This is a genomic window from Streptomyces sp. SL06, from assembly GCF_058244745.1.
This window is the reverse complement of record NZ_JBSYOT010000002.1, coordinates 5019038-5037478: the sequence shown is the minus strand read 5'-3', so window position 1 is coordinate 5037478 and position 18441 is coordinate 5019038. Positions and strand designations below refer to the sequence as shown.

At 72.2% G+C, this 18441-nt stretch carries 17 protein-coding genes and 1 pseudogene; 14 read left to right on the top strand and 4 right to left on the bottom strand.

Annotated elements, in window-relative coordinates:
* Nucleotides 1–5: 5 nt before the first annotated feature.
* The 5 genes and pseudogenes from fasR (at nucleotide 6) to AC4IHM_RS22945 (ending at nucleotide 5012) form a co-directional block, all read left to right on the top strand.
* Nucleotides 6–1211, top strand: coding sequence for a fatty acid biosynthesis transcriptional regulator FasR (gene fasR / locus AC4IHM_RS22965; protein WP_490868891.1), 1206 nt, complete (start codon nucleotides 6–8; stop codon nucleotides 1209–1211).
* Between the two features lie 89 nt (nucleotides 1212–1300).
* Entirely contained in the window at nucleotides 1301–2230 is a 930-nt protein-coding gene (locus AC4IHM_RS22960; RefSeq protein ID WP_490868890.1) for an ACP S-malonyltransferase, read from the top strand.
* A 16-nt stretch (nucleotides 2231–2246) separates the two neighbouring features.
* Nucleotides 2247–3275 (top strand): ketoacyl-ACP synthase III, encoded by a 1029-nt coding sequence (locus AC4IHM_RS22955; RefSeq protein WP_490868889.1) that lies wholly within the window; start codon nucleotides 2247–2249, stop codon nucleotides 3273–3275.
* Between the two features lie 103 nt (nucleotides 3276–3378).
* A pseudogene (locus tag AC4IHM_RS22950) lies at nucleotides 3379–3628 on the top strand (acyl carrier protein).
* A gap of 100 nt (nucleotides 3629–3728) precedes the next feature.
* The gene (locus AC4IHM_RS22945) at nucleotides 3729–5012 is read left to right on the top strand and encodes a beta-ketoacyl-[acyl-carrier-protein] synthase family protein (protein ID WP_490868888.1); all 1284 of its coding nucleotides are present in this window, start codon (nucleotides 3729–3731) and stop codon (nucleotides 5010–5012) included.
* A gap of 81 nt (nucleotides 5013–5093) precedes the next feature.
* On the opposite strand, the gene AC4IHM_RS22940 is transcribed toward AC4IHM_RS22945, so the two are convergent.
* Entirely contained in the window at nucleotides 5094–5588 is a 495-nt protein-coding gene (locus AC4IHM_RS22940) for a DUF3145 domain-containing protein (RefSeq protein WP_490868887.1), read from the bottom strand.
* A 257-nt stretch (nucleotides 5589–5845) separates the two neighbouring features.
* Here AC4IHM_RS22940 and AC4IHM_RS22935 point away from each other — a divergent pair, with 257 nt between their 5' ends.
* The 3 genes from AC4IHM_RS22935 to AC4IHM_RS22925 all read left to right on the top strand — a co-directional run bounded on the left by AC4IHM_RS22935 (nucleotide 5846) and on the right by AC4IHM_RS22925 (nucleotide 9155).
* Nucleotides 5846–6760 (top strand): SGNH/GDSL hydrolase family protein, encoded by a 915-nt coding sequence (locus AC4IHM_RS22935; RefSeq protein ID WP_490868886.1) that lies wholly within the window; start codon nucleotides 5846–5848, stop codon nucleotides 6758–6760.
* A 26-nt stretch (nucleotides 6761–6786) separates the two neighbouring features.
* On the top strand, nucleotides 6787–7758 hold the full coding sequence (locus tag AC4IHM_RS22930; RefSeq protein WP_490868885.1) for an aldose epimerase family protein: 972 nt from the start codon (nucleotides 6787–6789) through the stop codon (nucleotides 7756–7758).
* Between the two features lie 128 nt (nucleotides 7759–7886).
* Entirely contained in the window at nucleotides 7887–9155 is a 1269-nt protein-coding gene (locus AC4IHM_RS22925; RefSeq protein WP_490868884.1) for a pyroglutamyl-peptidase I, read from the top strand.
* Here the strand turns inward: AC4IHM_RS22925 and AC4IHM_RS22920 are convergent.
* Complete coding sequence (locus AC4IHM_RS22920) at nucleotides 9127–9975, bottom strand: EI24 domain-containing protein (protein WP_490868883.1); 849 nt, start codon at nucleotides 9973–9975, stop codon at nucleotides 9127–9129. The two genes, AC4IHM_RS22925 and AC4IHM_RS22920, sit on opposite strands and share 29 nt — an antisense overlap.
* Before the next feature lie 122 nt (nucleotides 9976–10097).
* On the opposite strand from AC4IHM_RS22920, the gene AC4IHM_RS22915 reads away from it, so the two are divergent.
* A complete protein-coding gene (locus AC4IHM_RS22915; RefSeq protein ID WP_490868882.1) occupies nucleotides 10098–11249 on the top strand; it encodes a serine hydrolase domain-containing protein in 1152 nt (383 codons plus the stop codon).
* 54 nt (nucleotides 11250–11303) lie between these two features.
* Here the strand turns inward: AC4IHM_RS22915 and AC4IHM_RS22910 are convergent, their stop codons facing one another.
* Entirely contained in the window at nucleotides 11304–12326 is a 1023-nt protein-coding gene (locus tag AC4IHM_RS22910) for an NADP-dependent oxidoreductase (protein ID WP_490868881.1), read from the bottom strand.
* A gap of 108 nt (nucleotides 12327–12434) precedes the next feature.
* Between AC4IHM_RS22910 and AC4IHM_RS22905 the strand changes: the two genes are divergently transcribed.
* Complete coding sequence (locus AC4IHM_RS22905; protein WP_490868880.1) at nucleotides 12435–12875, top strand: MarR family winged helix-turn-helix transcriptional regulator; 441 nt, start codon at nucleotides 12435–12437, stop codon at nucleotides 12873–12875.
* Nucleotides 12876–12892: 17 nt separating this feature from the next.
* On the opposite strand, the gene AC4IHM_RS22900 is transcribed toward AC4IHM_RS22905, so the two are convergent.
* Nucleotides 12893–13633 (bottom strand): SCO2400 family protein, encoded by a 741-nt coding sequence (locus tag AC4IHM_RS22900; RefSeq protein ID WP_490868879.1) that lies wholly within the window; start codon nucleotides 13631–13633, stop codon nucleotides 12893–12895.
* 214 nt (nucleotides 13634–13847) lie between these two features.
* Here AC4IHM_RS22900 and AC4IHM_RS22895 point away from each other — a divergent pair, with 214 nt between their 5' ends.
* The 4 genes from AC4IHM_RS22895 (at nucleotide 13848) to chvE (ending at nucleotide 18419) form a co-directional block, all read left to right on the top strand.
* Nucleotides 13848–15014 carry a mandelate racemase/muconate lactonizing enzyme family protein gene (locus tag AC4IHM_RS22895; protein WP_490868878.1) on the top strand — a complete coding sequence of 389 codons (1167 nt, stop codon included), beginning with the start codon at nucleotides 13848–13850 and terminating at the stop codon, nucleotides 15012–15014.
* A complete protein-coding gene (locus AC4IHM_RS22890; RefSeq protein WP_490868877.1) occupies nucleotides 15011–16015 on the top strand; it encodes a zinc-dependent alcohol dehydrogenase in 1005 nt (334 codons plus the stop codon). Before AC4IHM_RS22895 ends, AC4IHM_RS22890 begins: the two co-directional genes overlap by 4 nt.
* A 190-nt stretch (nucleotides 16016–16205) precedes the next feature.
* Nucleotides 16206–17177 carry a hypothetical protein gene (locus AC4IHM_RS22885; RefSeq protein ID WP_490868876.1) on the top strand — a complete coding sequence of 324 codons (972 nt, stop codon included), beginning with the start codon at nucleotides 16206–16208 and terminating at the stop codon, nucleotides 17175–17177.
* 138 nt (nucleotides 17178–17315) lie between these two features.
* Nucleotides 17316–18419 carry a multiple monosaccharide ABC transporter substrate-binding protein gene (chvE, locus tag AC4IHM_RS22880; RefSeq protein WP_490868875.1) on the top strand — a complete coding sequence of 368 codons (1104 nt, stop codon included), beginning with the start codon at nucleotides 17316–17318 and terminating at the stop codon, nucleotides 18417–18419.
* The last annotated feature ends 22 nt before the right edge of the window (nucleotides 18420–18441 follow it).

Below are 18441 nucleotides of genomic sequence, written 5' to 3'. Positions count from 1 at the left end.
TCCCCGTGCCCGAACCCGAAACCGGCCGGCCCGGCCCCTCCGACCAGCCCGTCCACCCGCATACCGCGACGCTGAAGCGGCTGGAGCAGTCCTCCGGCTCGCTCGCCGCGCAGGCGATCGCGCGCATGGACGAGACACTGCCGTGGTACCGGGCCATGCCGCCGGAGAACCGTTCCTGGATCGGGCTGGTCGCCCAGGCCGGCATCGCGGCGTTCACCGAGTGGTTCCGGCGGCCGGACGCACCCCAGGCCATCTCCACCGACGTCTTCGGCACCGCGCCCCGCGAGCTGACCCGGGCGATCACGCTGCGGCAGACCGTGGAGATGGTGCGCACGACCATCGAGGTGATGGAGTCCGCCATCGACGAGGTGGCCGCGCCCGGTGACGAGTCCGTGCTGCGCGAGGCGTTGCTCGTGTACGCCCGGGAGATCGCCTTCGCGACCGCGCAGGTGTACGCGCAGGCCGCCGAGGCACGCGGTGCCTGGGACGCCCGGCTGGAGTCCCTCGTGGTGAACGCCGTGCTCAGCGGGGAGGCCGACGAGGGTGCCGTGTCACGGGCCGCCGCGCTGGGGTGGAACTCGCCCGAGCATGTGTGCGTGGTGCTCGGCACCGCACCCGACGGGGACTCCGAGCTGACCGTCGAGGCCATCCGGCGCGCGGCCCGGCACGCCAAGCTCCAGGTGCTCACCGGGGTGCTCGGGGACCGTCTGGTGGTGATCGCGGGGGGCAGCGACAACCCGCTGGCGGTGGCCAAGTCGCTGATCGGGCCGTTCGCGCAGGGTGCGGTGGTGGCCGGCCCCGTGGTGCCGGACCTGCTGGCCGCGACCCGGTCCGCGCAGGCCGCCGCCGCCGGCCTCAAGGCGTGCACCGCCTGGCAGGACGCCCCGCGCCCGGTGCTGGCCGACGATCTGCTGCCGGAGCGCGCGATCGCCTCCGACCCCTCGGCCCGCGAGCAGTTGGTGGAGGAGATCTACAGACCGCTGGAGGAGGCCGGGGCCGCGCTGTTGGAGACGCTCAGCGTCTATCTCGAACAGGCGAGCAGTCTGGAGGGTGCCGCCCGGATGCTCTTCGTTCACCCGAACACCGTGCGCTACCGGCTGCGACGTGTGACTGACGTCACCGGATGGTCACCCTCTGATGTACGGTCTGCGTTCACACTGCGGATCGCGCTCATCCTGGGGCGTCTGGCCGACGGAGATCCGCAACCCTAAGCTTTTGTGCAGGCTCCACAAAACCCCCTCGTGTTCTTCGTCCCTGTCCCCACGGGCGGTTCCGGCCGTCCTCAAGAGAGAGTGTGAGAGTGCTCGTACTCGTCGCTCCCGGCCAGGGCGCCCAGACGCCCGGCTTCCTGACTGACTGGCTCGCCCTTCCCGGCGCCGCGGACCGCGTCGCCGCGTGGTCCGACGCCATCGGACTCGATCTCGCCCACTTCGGCACCAAGGCCGACGCGGACGAGATCCGTGACACGTCCGTCGCCCAGCCGTTGCTGGTCGCCGCCGGCATCCTCTCCGCCGCGGCACTCGGTGACATCGCCGACATCGCGCCGGGCGCGGTCGCGGGCCACAGCGTCGGCGAGATCACCGCGGCCGCGTTCGCGGGGGTCCTGGACGACACCGCCGCGCTGACCCTCGTACGCCGTCGGGGCCTGGCCATGGCCGAGGCCGCCGCGGTCTCCGAGACCGGCATGTCGGCGCTGCTCGGCGGCGACCCCGAGGTGAGCGTCGCGCATCTGGCGAAGCTCGGGCTGACCCCGGCGAACGTGAACGGCGCGGGTCAGGTCGTGGCGGCGGGCACCCTGGAGCAGTTGGCGGCGCTGAACGAGGACAAGCCCGAAGGGGTGCGCAAGGTCGTCGCGCTGAAGGTGGCCGGCGCCTTCCACACGCACCACATGGCGCCCGCGGTGGACACGCTGGCCGAGGCCGCGAAGGCGCTCGCGCCGGCCGACCCGAAGGTGACCTATGTCTCCAACAGGGACGGGCGGACCGTGGCCACCGGCGCCGAGGTGCTTGAGCGGCTGGTCGGGCAGGTGGCCAACCCGGTCCGCTGGGATCTGTGCATGGAGACGTTCAAGGAGCTGGGCGTCACCGCGATCGTCGAGGTGTGCCCGGGTGGCACCCTGACCGGGCTGGCCAAGCGCGCGCTGCCCGGCGTGAAGACACTGGCCCTGAAGACCCCCGCCGACCTCGACGCCGCCCGCGAGATCGTCGCCGAGCACGCCCAGCAGGCCTGACAAGGAGCGCGAGAGCATGTCGAAGATCAAGCCCAGCAAGGGCGCCCCGTACGCGCGCATCCTCGGCGTCGGCGGCTACCGTCCGACCCGGGTCGTGCCGAACGAGGTGATCCTCGAGAAGATCGACTCGTCCGACGAGTGGATCCGCTCGCGCTCCGGCATCGAGACGCGGCACTGGGCGTCGCCCGAGGAGACGGTCGCGGCGATGTCGATCGAGGCGTCCGGCAAGGCCATCGCCGACGCCGGTATCGACGCCGCGCAGATCGGCGCCGTGGTCGTCTCGACCGTGTCGCACTTCAGCCAGACCCCGGCCATCGCCACCGAGATCGCCGACAGGCTGGGCACGGACAGGGCCGCGGCCTTCGACATCTCGGCGGGCTGTGCGGGCTTCGGCTACGGTCTGACCCTGGCCAAGGGCATGATCGTCGAGGGCTCGGCGGAGTACGCACTTGTCATCGGCGTGGAGCGGCTCTCCGACCTGACCGACCTGGAGGACCGGGCCACCGCGTTCCTGTTCGGCGACGGCGCGGGCGCGGTCGTGGTCGGCCCGTCCCAGGAGCCGGCGATCGGCCCGACGGTGTGGGGTTCGGAGGGCGACAAGTCCGAGACGATCAAGCAGACGGTCTCCTGGGACCGGTTCTGGGGCGACACCTCCACGCTGCCCGTCGACGGCGAGGGCAACGTCAAGTTTCCTGCGATCACGCAGGAGGGCCAGGCGGTGTTCCGCTGGGCCGTGTTCGAGATGGCGAAGGTCGCCCAGCAGGCGCTGGACGCGGCCGGGATCACCCCGGACGACCTGGATGTCTTCATCCCGCACCAGGCCAATGTGCGGATCATCGACTCGATGGTGAAGACGCTGAAGCTGCCGGAGCACGTCACGGTCGCCCGTGACATCCGCACCACCGGCAACACCTCGGCCGCCTCGATCCCGCTCGCGATGGAGCGGCTCCTGGCGACCGGCAACGCGAAGAGCGGCGACACCGCGCTCGTCATCGGCTTCGGGGCGGGTCTCGTCTACGCCGCGACGGTCGTTACCCTCCCCTAGGCACTCCGTGCCGGATCATCCGGTCCGAAACGGAGAGCAGCAACACCCGCCGCCGACGCGGCGGACCGCCACACCCTCTGGACAACAACGAAGGAGCGCCACCATGGCCGCCACTCAGGAAGAGATCGTCGCCGGTCTCGCCGAGATCGTGAACGAGATCGCCGGCATCCCGGTTGAGGACGTCCAGCTGGACAAGTCCTTCACCGACGACCTGGACGTTCGACTCGCTGTCCATGGTCGAGGTCGTCGTCGCCGCCGAAGAGCGCTTCGACGTCAAGATCCCGGACGAGGACGTCAAGAACCTCAAGACCGTCGGCGACGCGACGAAGTACATCCTCGACCACCAGGTCTGATCAGCCGATACTCGGGCGAGTCCCGAGTATCGGGGCAGACTGCCCCGCCACCCGGCGGTGGCGCCGTACGAATCCGTATCCCGTTGGAGAAAGAATTCCCGTGAACTCGACCAATCGCACCGTGGTCGTCACCGGTATCGGCGCAACCACACCGCTGGGTGGCGACGCAGCCTCGACCTGGGAGGGTCTGGTCGCCGGCAGGTCCGGCGTCAAGCCCCTGGAGCAGGAGTGGGCCGCCGACCAGGCGGTCCGTATCGCCGCGCCGGCCGCCGTCGACCCCTCCGAGGTCATCCCCCGGCCGCAGGCACGCCGGCTGGACCGTTCGGCGCAGTTCGCGCTGATCGCGGCCCAGGAGGCCTGGAAGGACGCCGGCTACTCCGGCAAGGCCGGCGAGAGCGCGCCGGGCGCCGACGGGGCCCATGTGGACCCCGACCGGCTCGGTGCGGTCATCGCCTCCGGCATCGGCGGCGTGACGACGCTGCTCGACCAGTACGACGTGCTCAAGGAGAAGGGTGTGCGCCGCGTCTCCCCGCACACCGTCCCCATGCTGATGCCGAACGGCCCCTCGGCCAACGTGGGGCTGGCCGTGGGCGCCCGTGCGGGCGTGCACACGCCGGTCTCCGCCTGCGCGTCGGGCGCCGAGGCCATCGGCTACGCCATCGAGATGATCCGCACCGGCCGCGCCGACGTTGTCGTCGCGGGTGGCACGGAGGCGGCGATCCACCCGCTGCCCATCGCCGCGTTCGGCAACATGATGGCGATGTCCAAGAACAACGACGACCCGCAGGGCGCCTCGCGCCCCTTCGACACGGGCCGTGACGGCTTCGTCCTCGGTGAGGGCGCCGGTGTGGTCGTCCTGGAGTCCGCCGAGCACGCCGCCGCGCGCGGTGCCCGCGTGTACGCGGAGGCGGTCGGGCAGGGCATCTCCGCCGACAGCCACGACATCGTGCAGCCGGAGCCGGAGGGCCGCGGCATCTCCAGCGCCCTGCAGAACCTGCTGGACCGAACCGACCTGGAACCGGCCGAGATCGTGCACGTCAACGCGCACGCCACCTCGACGCCGGCCGGTGACATCGCCGAGCTGAAGGCGCTGCGCAAGGTCTTCGGCGACGACGTGGACCACATGGCGGTCTCCGGCACCAAGTCGATGACCGGTCACCTCCTCGGCGGCGCGGGCGGCGTGGAGTCCGTCGCGAGCGTGCTGGCCCTGTACCACCGGGTGGCGCCGCCGACCATCAACGTCGTGAACCTCGACCCCGAGGCCAACGCGGACATCGTCCGCGGCGAGGCCCGGAAGCTGCCGGTCGAGGGCCGTATCGCCGCGCTGAACGACTCGTTCGGCTTCGGCGGGCACAATGTCGTCCTGGCCTTCCGGACGGTCTGAGCAAGGCTCGTGCGCAGGTGAAGGGCCCCCACCGGCCGGTGGGGGCCCTTCGCGTCGAGCCGGGGCGGCGGGCCGGGCGGCTCAGACCACCTGGTGCAGCCAGCGGACCGGGGCGCCCTCGCCCGCGTGGCGGAAGGGTTCCAGTTCGTCGTCCCAGGGCTTGCCGAGGAGCTTGGCGATGTCGGACTCCAGGTCGCTCTCGCCGCTGCGGGAGCGGACCAGGGCGGCGCGCAGCCGGTCCTCCGGGATGAGGATGTCGCCGTGGACGCCGGTGACGGCGTGGAAGATGCCGAGGTCGGGGGTGCAGCTGTAGCGCTCGCCCTCGGCGCCCGCGGAGGGTTCCCCGGTGACCTCGAAGCGCAGCAGTTGCCAGCCGCGCAGCGCGGAGGCGAGCTTGGAGGCGGTGCCGGACTGGCCCTGCCAGGAGAACTCCGAGCGCCAGGTGCCGGGCGCGGCGGGCTGCCGGATCCAGTCCAGGCCTACGCGCGTGCCGAGCACCCCGGCGATGGCCCACTCGACGTGCGGGCAGAGCGCGCGCGGCGCGGAGTGCACGTACAGAACTCCACGGGTCGTCACCGGAACCTCCGGGCTGAGCGGGACATCTCGGAACGGGGTGGAACGGGTGCGGCCGGGCGGGCCACGTTGATGGCGAGGCTACCGTGCGACGGGGCAAGGAGTGTGACGTACCGTCGGTCCGGGTGTCGACAGACTGTCGGCATTCACCCGGCAGGACGCTTGTACGGGCGTGAGGGGCCGCCCGGTCGCCCTCGGGAACCCTCGCGCGGTGTCATGGGTTGAGGACGTTGGAGGCACGGCGCGAGGGAGGGACCGGTATGGGGCAGGGGAGGGACCGGGGGGTGCGGCGCGGTCGCCGCCGTGCGCGGGCCGCGCTCGCCGCGGGCCTGACCGCCGCCGTGCTGGGCGCGGCCGGCTGCGACGGCTCGGGCGGCGGCTCCCCCGAGCCGTCCGGCTCGGCGTCGAAGCGGTCCGCCTCCGCCCCGGTCTGGAACACCGGCCCGAAGTCGGTCGCCGCCGTGGGCGATTCCATCACGCGCGGCTTCGACGCCTGCACGGTGCTCTCGGACTGCCCCGAGGTCTCCTGGGCGACCGGCGGCAGCGCCGAGGTCGACAGTCTCGCGGTGCGGCTGCTGGGGAAGGCGAAGGCGGCCGAGCGGAGCTGGAACTACGCGGTCACCGGGGCCCGGATGGCGGATCTGACCGGGCAGGTGTCGCGGGCGGCGGCGCACCGCCCCGAGCTGTTCGCGGTGATGGTCGGGGCGAACGACGCCTGCCGGGCGACGACCTCGGCGATGACCCCGGTGGCCGACTTCCGGGCCCAGTTCGAGCAGGCGATGAGGACCCTGCGCGGGAAGCTGCCCAAGGCGCAGGTGTATGTGGCGAGCATCCCGGACCTGAAGCGGCTGTGGTCGCAGGGGCGCACCAACGCGCTGGGCAAGCAGGTGTGGAAGCTGGGCATCTGCCCGTCGATGCTGAGCGACGCGGACGCGCTGGACCCGGCGGCCGTGCTGCGGCGCAACACCGTGCGGGACCGGGTGGACGACTACAACACGGTGCTGCGGGAGGTCTGCGCGAAGGACCGGCGGTGCCGCACCGACGACGGCGCGGTGCACGCGTTCCGCTTCGGCACCGGTCAGCTGAGCCGCTGGGACTGGTTCCACCCGAGTGTGAACGGCCAGGCCCGACTGGCGGAGATCGCCTACCGCGCGGTCACCGCGAAGCGGCCCTGACCTGGGCGTGTCCTAGAGTTCCGGACATGAACGAACTCTTCGGCACACTTTCCGACGGCACGCCGGTCCACCGCTGGACCCTGGAGCGGGCCGGCGTGCGGGTACGGGTCCTGTCGTACGGCGGGATCGTGCAGTCGGTTCGGGTACCGGACCGGGACGGGAACGCGGCCGAGGTGGTGCTGGGGTTCGCGGACCTGGACGGCTACGTGGGGCATCCGCAGCCGTACTTCGGCGCCCTGGTCGGGCGGTACGCCAACCGGATCGCGGGGGGCCGTTTCCCGCTGGACGGGCGGACGTACGCGTTGGCGCCGAACAACGGGCCGAACTCGCTGCACGGCGGTGAGCGAGGCTTCGACAAGCGTGTGTGGGAGGCGGAGCCCGTCGGGCACGGCGTCCGGTTGAGCCGGGTCAGTCCGCACGGCGAGGAGGGTTTCCCGGGCCGGCTGGAGGTCTCGGCGACGTACACGCTGGAGGAGCCGGGCGCGCTGCGGATCGCGTACGAGGCGGTCACGGACGCGCCGACCGTGCTGAACCTCACGAACCACAGCTACTTCAATCTGAGCGGCTCCGGGCACGCGGGCGGGCACGAGCTGCGGCTCGCGGCCTCGCGGATCACGCCGGTCGACGCGGATCTGATCCCGGTGGGCGAACCGGCGGAGGTGGCGGACACGCGCTTCGACTTCCGGCGGGCGCGCAAGGTCGGTTCGGGCTACGACCACAACTTCGTCCTGGACAAGGGTGTCACGGACACCGCCGTGGAGGTCGGTGAGCTGTACGACCCGGCGTCGGGGCGGGTGCTCACGGTGGCGACGACCGAGCCGGGACTCCAGCTGTACACCGCCGATCACCTGGGCGAGCCCTTCGCGCCAGGCGACGGCATCGCGCTGGAGACGCAGCACTTCCCCGACTCGCCGAACCGGCCGGACTTCCCGAGCACCGTGCTGCGGCCGGGCGAGGTGTTCCGCTCGGAGACGGTGTACGGCTTCTCGGCGCGGTAGGCGGTGCGCCGTCGGGCGCCGCGGCGGGGATCTCCCGGGCCACGCACCATGGCGCCGGTCACTTCCGTCACGCGATACTGCCGCCGTCCGGCAGCGCACCCCACGGCGACGGAAGGACCTGGACTCCCTTGACTCCCCTACGTGTTCGGATCGGCATACTCGCACTGGCCCTGGTGGCGGGGCCCGCCGCCCCGGCGACGGCCACGGCGGCACCCCCGGCGGCCACCGCCCCCGCGCCCACCGTGGAGGAGCGGCGGCTCGACGGGGACGTGCCCCGGGAGATCCTGCGGCGCTCCGGATTCGCCGCGGTGGCACCGGCGTTCGCGCGCGGGCTCGGGCGGGCGGACTCCTACCGCGAGGCGCGCCGGGTCGTCTCGCGCGAGGGCTCGGCGCTGTGGCGGCGGGCGGTGGACCGGGCGCAGGGGCGCGGGCCCGCGCGCGGCGACATCAGCCGGGACGACGACCGGCCGCTGTACTGGGCACGGCTGGGGATGACCCGGGAACTGCGCACCTGGGAGCCCGGGTTCGGGCTGGGCGAGGGGCAGCGGGCGGCGCTGCTGGACGAACTGGAGCGGACCTCGCGCGGCCAGGGCGACATCCGTCTGCCGCACGGCGGGGGCGTGAAGCGGGTGCTGCTGACCGGCTTCGACCCCTTCACCCTGGACAGCGACGTCCGGATCTCCAACCCGTCGGGCGCCGCCGCGCTCGCCCTGGACGGCACGGTGCTCGACACGCCGGACGGGCCGGCGCGGGTGGAGACCGCCGTGTTCCCGGTGCGCTGGCAGGACTTCGCGGACGGGACGGTGGAGGCGGCGCTGCGGGCGTATCTGCCGCGGGTGGATCTGTTCACGACCGTGAGTCAGGGCCGGGTCGGGCGGTTCGACGTGGAGCGGACCAACGGGGCCTGGCGGGGCGGCTTCCCGGACAACGACAACGTCTCCCGGACGGAGACGGTGCCGGTGGCGGACCCGGCCTCGCAGCCGCAGTGGACGACGACCACGCTGCCGTACGGGGCGATCACGGCCGCGGACACCGGCCCCTTCCCCGTGTACGACAACACGAGCGTGACCGAGATCCCGGCGGGCGGCACCGGGCCGGTCGTACGGCCCGAGGGGCCCACGCCCGGTTCGACGGCCCGGGAGGGCGGCGGCGGCAACTACCTCTCCAACGAGATCGCCTACCGGGTGACCCTGCTGCGCGACCGGCTCGGGCTGCACGAGACGCTGCCGGGCGGGCATGTCCACACGCCGGTGCTGCGGTTCGGGGCGGGGAACACCGATCCGGGAACCGGCACGGTCACGGATCCCGGGTTCGTGCGCAACCGGCTGGACATCGTGGCGCAGGTGCGGGCGATCGTGGCGGTGGCGGTCAGCGCGCCGGTGGCGGACCGGGACTGAGCACCGGGTCGGCGGATCCGCCGTCGGACCGGTCGTCCGGTCGGTCGCCGTCGCCGTCGCCGTCGCCGTCGTGGGTCTCCTCGCCCAGCAGTTCGCGGGCGAGGAGCGTGGCGCCCGCGACCGCGCCCGGCATCAGGAACACCGCGACGAACGGCACCAGGAAGGCCGCGGCCAGCGGGGTGCCGAAACCCCAGACCAGCGTCTTGCGGGAGCGCAGCAGGGCCAGCCGCTCGCGCAGTTCGAGCCCGCGGCGCAGGAGGGCGATGGCGGTCAGCTCCTCGGCGAGGAAGAAGCCGGTGACGAGGAGGCCGGCCACCGGGACGGCCGTCTGGCCGACGACCGGGATGAAGCCGAGGGCGAAGAGCGCCATGCCCCAGACGGCGGCGCGGACCAGGATCCGCAGGCTGTCGCGCACCGAGACCCACAGGTCGCGCAGGACCGACAGGTCGGACTCGGGGGCGGTGCCGTCCGGGGAGACGTCGCGGTCGACCCGCTCGGAGAGGGGGTCGTAGAAGAACCCTCCGACCAGCAGGGTGACCGCGGTGAAGGTGAGCACGGACAGGAGCAGGGCGAGGGCGAACAGGACGGCGGTGAGCAGGCCGCGGAAGAGGCCCGGCCAGGGGCTCGCCCAGTCGTCCGCGAAGGGGGTCGCCCAGGCGACGAAGTCCGCGCCCCACAGCGCCAGCGCGATCAGCGCGGCCACGTACAGGACCAGTGTGACCAGGCCCGGGACCAGCCCGAAACCGTAGCTTCTGCGGTGCCGGGCCATCCAGCGCTGGCCCTTCAGGAGATGGCCGAATCCCGCCCCAAGATCGCGCATGGGCGGAACTCTACCGGCCGGCGCCGACACCCCCGCGCCGCGATTGAGTCGAACCCGCTCGTCTTGCCGTACCGATCGGCGAAGGGCCCGGGAAGTTCCGGCGAGTTGGTGAGGAGAAGCGGATGACGCAGGAGATCCACGGCACCGTCGCCGACGGCTTCGAGGCGGTACGGGAGGAGTTCACGGCGGTCGTGGCCGGTGAACTCCCGGACTACGAAGGTCAGTTGTGTGCCTATGTGCATGGGCGCAGAGTCGTCGACCTGTGGGCGGGCGACGGCGCCGACGCCGGCTCGCTGTACGGGGTGCACACGGCCACCAAGGGCGCCGCGCATCTGGTGGCCGCCCTGCTGGTGCAGGAGGGCACCCTGGAGCTGGACCGCAGGGTGACCTACTACTGGCCGGAGTTCGCGGCGGAGGGCAAGGGCGCGCTGACCCTGCGCGAGCTGCTCTCGCACCGCGCGGGCGTGATCGGCACGGACGGCGGTTTCAGCACCGCCGAACTGGCCGACGACCGGGTGCTCGCCGAGCGTCTCGCCGACCAGCGTCCGTACTGGCGTCCGGGCACGGCCTTCGGGTACCACGCGCTGGTCCTCGGCGCCCTCGTGGGCGAGGTGGTGCGCCGGGCCACCGGCCGCACCCTCAAGGAGGTCTACGAGGAGCGGGTCCGCGCCCCGCACCGCCTGGACTTCCATCTGGGCCTGCCGGGCTCGCTCGACCACCGGTTCCGCACCACTTTGCCGGCGGTCCTCACCCCGGTGCAGCGGGTGGCGCCCGCGCCGCTCGCGGACGGGCCGCACACCCTCGCCGCCATCGCCCTCAACCGCAACACGGCGCGCCCCACCGATCTGGAGACCCTGCCCAACGAGCCGGTCGTCCGCGCCGGGGGCCCGGCCTCCGTGGGCGGCGTGGCCTCGGCGCGCGGACTGGCCGGGCTGTACGCGGCGGCGATCAGTGAGCTGGAGGGCAGGGCTCCGCTGCTGAAGCCGGACACGGTGGCGGAGTTCGGGCAGTTCCACTCGGTGGGCTACGACCTGGTGACGCGGTCGCACCGGTCGTACGGCCTGGGCTTCCAGGCGACGGCGGACATCTGGCACCCCTGCCTGGGCGCCGGGACGATCGGGCACAGCGGCGCGGGCGGCAGCCAGGCCTTCGCGGACCCCTCGGCCGGATTGGCGTACGGATACACCAGGCGCCGTTTCGCCCATCCGGGCGGGGCGGCGCCGGAGAACCAGCGGCTGGTGTCGGCGGTGCACGCGGCGGCGTCGGCGGGGTAGCGGACCCCGGGAACCCGGCCGCCCGGACCCCGGGCCGCCGGGCCGGCGCGAAGCTCAGAGCTTGACGAGCATCTTCCCGGTGTTGTCGCCGCGCAGCACGCCGAGGAAGGCCTCCACGTTGTTCTCGATGCCCTCGACGACCGTCTCGCGGTACTTCAGCTCGCCGGAGCGGACCCAGGGGCCGACCTCCTCGACGAACTTCGGCTGGAGGTCGTAGTGGTCGCCGACCAGGAAGCCCTCGATGCGGCCGCGGGTCTGGATCAGCCGGGCGAGGTTCTTCGGGCCGGGCGCGGGCTCGGTGTTGTTGTAGACGGAGATCGCGCCGCAGATGGGGATGCGGCCGTGCAGGTTGAGGGAGCCGATGGCGGCCTCCAGGTGCTCGCCGCCCACGTTGTCGAAGTAGATGTCGACGCCGTCGGGGGCGGCGGCGCGCAACTGCTCGCTCACCGGGCCGTTCTTGTAGTTGAAGGCGGCGTCGAAGCCGTACTCGTCGACGAGCAGCGCGACCTTCTCGTCCGAGCCGGCCGAGCCGATGACCCGTGAGGCGCCCTTGAGCCTCGCGAGCTGCCCCGCCTGGCTGCCGACCGCACCGGCCGCGCCGGAGACGAACACGGCGTCGCCCTCCTTGAACGCGCCGACCCGCAGCAGCCCGGCATAGGCGGTCAGCCCCGTCATGCCCAGCACACCGAGGTACGCCGACAGCGGCGCCGCCTGCGGGTCGACCTTGACGGCGTCCTTCGCGTCCACGGCGGCGTACTCGCGCCAGCCGGAGAAGTGCAGGACGTGGTCGCCGACGGCGAGGTTCCCGGCGCGGGAGGCGACGACCTCGCCGACCGCGCCGCCCTGCATGGGCCTGCCCAGCTCGTACGGGGCGGCGTAGGACTTGGCGGCGCTCATGCGGCCGCGCATGTAGGGGTCGACGGAGACGTAGCGGTTGCGCACCAGCACCTGCCCCTCGCCCGGGGTGGGTACCTCCGTCTCGACGAGGGCGAAGTCTTCGGGCTCGGGCCGGCCGACCGGGCGGGCGACCAGGTGCCATTCGCGATTGACGGCGGGCAGGGCGGGGGATTCGGACACGGGGGCACCTTTCCTCGGTTTGTTTCACACTCTGGTTTGTTTCACACTCTGAAACAACCATGCGGCTGAACATTTCAGGATGTCAAACAAATGGGTACCCTGGATTCCATGGCCACACCGCGCGACACCACCCGCCGACCCGACGCACTCACCCTCGAAGTCGTCGAGCTGGTCGGCGAGGTCGTGGCCCGCTTCCACGCCGACTACGAGGAGGCCGCCGCGGAACGCGCGCTGACCGGGGCGCAGGCCAAGCTGCTCAGCCTGCTGTCACTGGAGCCGCTGCCGATGCGGAAGCTGGCGCAGAAGCTCAAGTGCGAGCCGTCGAACGTCACCGGGATCGTGGACCGGCTGGAGGCGCGCGGACTGGTGGAGCGGCGGCCCGATCCCGGCGACCGGCGGGTGAAGGTCGCGGCGGCGACGGAGGAGGGGCGACGGGTGGCGCGGGGGCTGCGGGAGTCGCTCCGGTTCGCACGGGAGCCGCTCGCGGGGCTGTCGGAGGGGGAACGGCTCGCCCTGCGGGACGCGCTGCGGAGAATGCTGGAGCAGTAGCAGGGGGACGGGGGCGCCTACGTGCACCACCACAGGAACCGGTCGCACGTCTCGGTCGGGGTGGGGTCCGGGGTCGTCGTCGGGCCGGGAGTGGCACTCGGGGCGGGGGCCGGGTCGTCCGGCTCGGGCGAGTCCGGCGGATCCGCGGACGGGGTCGCCTCCGCCCCCGGTGCCGGGGGCGCCGACGGGTCGCCGCTCTCGCCCGCCGTGCTCGACGCCTCCGCGTCCGGGGACCGCGACGCCGACGCGGAGGCACGCGCGGAGGCGGCGGCGGACCGGGACGCGGAGGCCTCCGGGGACGCGCTGTCCGGGGCCGCGCTCGCCCCAGGTGCCGCGTCGCCCGGTACGGCCGAGGCCTCCCCCGCCTCCCGCCCCGCCCCGCCGTCCGTCGTCTCGCCGCCGGCCGCCGCCGGCTTCACGGGGGAACCCGGGGCGTCCGTGCCGAGTTCCGCGAGGCTCAGCCCGCCGGCGGCCAGCACGAAGCCCGCGGCGATCAGCAGCGTCCGGCGGCGGCGCCGGCGGTGCGCGGCGGCCTTGCGGTCACGGCGGCTCGCCCCCGCGCCGGGCCCGGCGCCGTCCGGCCCGAAGTCGTCGTCGGGGGCCCCGTCGGACGTGTCCGCCTCGTCGGCGGCCTGCTGCGGACTTTCCTGACCCTCCGTCAGGGACGCACCGGACGCGTGGAGTTCGACGGGCATGCCGCACCCCGGGCAGGCGAGAGCGCCGTTGAGGTGCCGTCGGCACGGGTTGCAGTAGTCCATGACGCGGGAAGGTTAAGTTCCGCAACGGCCGTGTTCCTAGAGGCGCCTGTGAAGGTTGTGTGGGAAACCGCTCCGGACGGCCGCGCCCGCGCCGTCGAAACTGCCGAAACCGTTATGTGTCCGACCCATTGACACCCCGACCACGCCCTCCTTACTGTCACGCCAGCATTTCGAACGAGTGACGAAATATCGAACGCAGCGAAGGGCAACCGCCGTGCGCATCACCGGAATCAGCACACACGTGGTCGGGACGCCATGGCGCAACCTGACCTACGTCCAGGTGCACACCGACGAGGGAATCACCGGAGTCGGCGAGACCCGGATGCTGGGGCACACCGACGCTCTCCTCGGCTATCTGAGGGAGGCCGAGGCCAACCACATTGTCGGTTCCGACCCGTTCGCTGTCGAGGATCTGTTCCGCCGCATGAAGTACGGCGACTTCGGCCGCGCGGGCGAGATCGTGATGTCCGGGATAGCCGTGGTCGAGATGGCGTGCTGGGACATCAAGGGCAAGGCCCTCGGCGTCCCGGTCTGGCAACTGCTCGGCGGCCGGGTCACCGACAAGGTGAAGGCGTACGCCAACGGCTGGTACACCACGGAGCGGACACCGGAGGCCTATCACAAGGCCGCGCAGGGCGTGATCGAGCGCGGGTACCGGGCGCTGAAGATCGACCCCTTCGGCACCGGGCACTTCGAACTCGACCACGACCAGACCCGGTACGCCGTGTCGCTGATCGAGGCCGTACGGGACGCCGTCGGGCCCGACACCGAGCTGATGCTGGAGATGCACGGCCGGTTCTCGCCCTCCACCGCCGTGCGGCTCGCGCGCGAACTCGCGCCCTTCAAGCCGGCCTGGCTGGAGGAGCCGGTCCCGCCGGAGAACCTCAAGGCACTGCGGAAGGTCGCCGAGAAGGTCGACATCCCGGTCGCCACCGGTGAGCGCATCCACGACCGGATCGAGTTCCGCGAGCTGTTCGAGGACCAGTCGGTGGACATCGTCCAGCCCGACGTAGGCCACATCGGCGGCATCTGGGAGACCCGCAAGCTCGCCGCCACCGCCGAGACCCACTACACGCTGGTCGCCCCGCACAACGTGGGCGGCCCGGTGCTGACCGCCGCCTCCCTCCAAGTCGGCTTCTCCTCCCCGAACTTCAAGATCCTGGAGCACTTCAACGACTTCGCCGACGCGGAGATCAAGAAGGTGGTCAAGGGGGCCCCGCGGGTGGACCCGGAGGACGGCTGCTTCCACCTGTGCGACACCCCGGGTCTCGGCGTGGAGCTGGACACCGACGCGGCGGCCGAATTCCCGCAGCAGCAGGCCCGGTTCGACCTGTGGGCCGAGGGCTGGGAGCGGCGCAGGCCGGCCGGGAGCGGGGCATGAGCGGCGCGGTCGTCATCGAGGCGCCGGGCGTCCACCGGCTCGTGCCCCACGAGCCGCGCGAGCCCGGCCCCGGCGAGGCACTGGTCCGGGTGCACGCCGCCGGGATCTGCGGCAGCGACCGCGAGGTCTACCAGGGCAACCGGCCCGAGGGGTACGTGCGTTATCCGCTCGTCCCCGGCCACGAGTGGTCCGGGACCGTGGCGCGGGTCGGCGCCGGCGTGCCCGTCTGCCTGGTCGGGCGCGGGGTCGTCGGCGAGGGGTTCCGCAACTGCCAGGTCTGCGACCGCTGTCACGCGGGCGAGACGACGCTGTGCACGGCCGGGTACGAGGAGACGGGGTTCACCCGGCCGGGCGCCATGGCCCCGACACTGACCCTGCCCGCCCGCCTCCTGCACGTCCTGCCCGAGGGCGCCGACCTCACCGCCGCCGCCCTGCTCGAACCCGCCGCCTGCATCGCCGCCGCCGCGCTCAGGGCCGCCGCCCGCCCCGGGGAGCGCGTCGCGGTCGTGGGCACCGGCACGCTCGGCATGTTCGCCGTGCAGTTCCTGCGCGCCGCCTCCCCGGCCGAGTTGCTGGTCGTCGGCACCCGCGGGGACCGGGAGGCGCTGGCGCGGCGGTACGGCGCCACGGACTTCCGCACGAAGGACAGGCCGCTCCCGGACGACTTCGACGTCGTCGTGGAGACCGCCGGGTCCGCCGACGCCGCCCGCACCGCGGCCGCGCTGTCGCGCAGGGGCGGGCGGCTGGTGCTGACCGGCATCCCGGCGCCGGGCGCCGACGGACTGGACCCCACCGACCTGGTGGTGCGGCAGCTGGAGGTGCACACCGTGTTCGGGGCGCCGCCGGAGGCCTGGGCGCACACGGTGCGGGTCTTCGCGGCCGGCCTGCTCGACCCGCGCCCGCTGGTGACGCACGAGCTGCCGCTCGACAGGTTCGCCGAGGCCATCGAGCTGGTGGGGTCCGGCGACCCGAAGGTCGGCAAGGTGCTGCTGCGCCCCTGACACACGCCCCGCGGCCTCCCGTACGCCGAACCGCGAACCCCGTCCGACATCCCGAACACACCGCACCACGACGCACCGAGCACAACGCACACGACGCACACGACGCACACGACGCACAGAACGTGACGCACCGAGCGTGATGTCCCGACCAGGACGCACGGACGCGGCACATCGAATCTAAGGAACGCTTGTGACCGACGCTTCCGCCAAGGCCGCCGCACGCAGGCCCGGTGAGCAGGCGCTCACCGCCCTCGGCCTGGCCGTGCCCGCCCCCGACCCCGCCGACGCCTCGCCGCACTCCTTCCCGGACGGTGGCCGCTGGCGCACCGAGGTCCCCTCCTGCGAGGGCCCGGAGGCGCTGGGGGTCGTACTGAAGGAGTCCTCGCGGCTGGACGTGCCGGTCCACCGGATCAGCCAGGGCAGCGGCGTGTGGATGCTGACCGACGCCGAGATCACCGAGATGGTCGAGGCCACCGCCGAACGCGGCATCGAGCTGTGCCTGTTCACCGGCCCGCGCGGCACCTGGGACATCGGCGGCTCCACCCGGACCGACTCGGGCGGCGCGGGTGCGCGGGCACGCGGGCACGACGCGGTCGCCGGATGCGTCGAAGACGCCGTCCGGGCCACGGAGTTGGGCGTCAGGTGCCTGCTCGTCGCCGACGAGGGCGTGCTGTGGACGCTGCATCGGGCGCGGGCGGCCGGCATCCTGCCCGACGGCACCACGCTCAAGCTGTCGGCGCTCGTCGGACCGGTCAACCCGGCCTCGTACGCGGTGTACGAGCGGCTCGGCGCCGACTCCATCAACGTGCCCAGCGATCTGACGCTGGATCACCTGACCGAAATACGGCGGGTTTCGGCCGCCCCCATGGACATGTACATCGAGGCCCCCGACGACCTCGGGGGCTATGTGCGGATGTACGAGGTCGCCGAGCTGATCCGGCGCGGCGCCCCGCTGTATCTCAAGTTCGGCCTCTCCAAGGCGCCGGGGATCTATCCCTACGGCCACCACCTGCGGGAACTGACGCTGGCCACCGCCAAGGAGCGGGTGCGGCGCGGCCGGCTCGCGCTGGATCTGCTCGCGCGGCACGGCGCGGACGGCGACATGGCGCCGCTCGGCACCCGGTTGCCGGGCCCGCTCCACCGGTTCGAGATCTCGTCATAACGTTCCGGAAAATCCCTTCACAAAAGAAGACACAGCCGCGCACAATCCCACACACCTGCTCTCGGTCGATCCCACCCCCAGCCTTTCGCCTGCCGGCACCACCGGACCGAGCCCTGACCCACATCAAGGATGATGACCATGCGCAACCGCAGAGCCGCAGTCGCCGCCATTGCCTCCGCCGCCTCCCTCGCCCTCACGCTGACCGCCTGCGGCCAGAACAGCGAGGGCGGCAGCGAGGACAAGGGCTCGGACGGGGCCACCATCGGCATCGCGATGCCGACCAAGTCCTCCGAGCGCTGGATCGCCGACGGCGCCAACGTCGTGAAGGAACTGAAGGGCAAGGGCTACAAGACCAGGCTCGTCTACGGCGAGGACGACCCGGACCAGCAGGTCTCGCAGATCGAGAACATGATCACGCAGGGCGTTGACGCCCTGATCGTCGCCGCGATCGACAACAAGTCCCTCAACAACGTGCTCCAGCAGGCCAAGGACGCCGACATCCCGGTCATCTCCTACGACCGGCTGATCCTCGGCACGGAGAACGTCGACTACTACGCCTCGTTCGACAACGAGAAGGTCGGTGAACTCCAGGGCGGCTACATCGTCGACAGGCTCGGTCTGAAGGACGGCAAGAAGGGCCCCTTCAGCATCGAGCTGTTCGCCGGCTCCAACGACGACAACAACACCAAGTACTTCTTCCAGGGCGCGATGAACGTCCTCAAGCCCTACATCGACAAGGGCGAGCTGGTCGTCCGCTCCAAGCAGACCGCCCTCAACCAGGTCACCACCCTGCGCTGGGACGGCGGCACCGCGCAAAAGCGCATGGACGACCTGCTGACCTCCAGCTACCGCAGCTCCCACATCGACGCGGTGCTCTCGCCGTACGACGGCATCTCCATCGGCATCCTCTCCGCCCTGAAGTCGGACGGCTACGGCTCCAAGGCCAAGCCGATGCCGGTCGTCACGGGCCAGGACGCCGAGGTCGCCTCGGTGAAGTCGATCATCGCGGGCGAGCAGACGCAGACCGTCTACAAGGACCTGCGCCAACTCGCCGAGATCGCCTCGAACATGGTCGACGCGGTCCTGAACGACAAGAAGCCCGAGACCAACGACACCAAGTCCTACGACAACGGCGCCAAGGTCGTCCCCGCCTATCTGCTCCAGCCGGTCAGCGTCGACAAGGCCAACTACAAGAAGGTCCTCGTCGACGGCGGTTACTACACCGAGAACGACCTCAAGTAACCGGGACACCTCAAGGATTGGA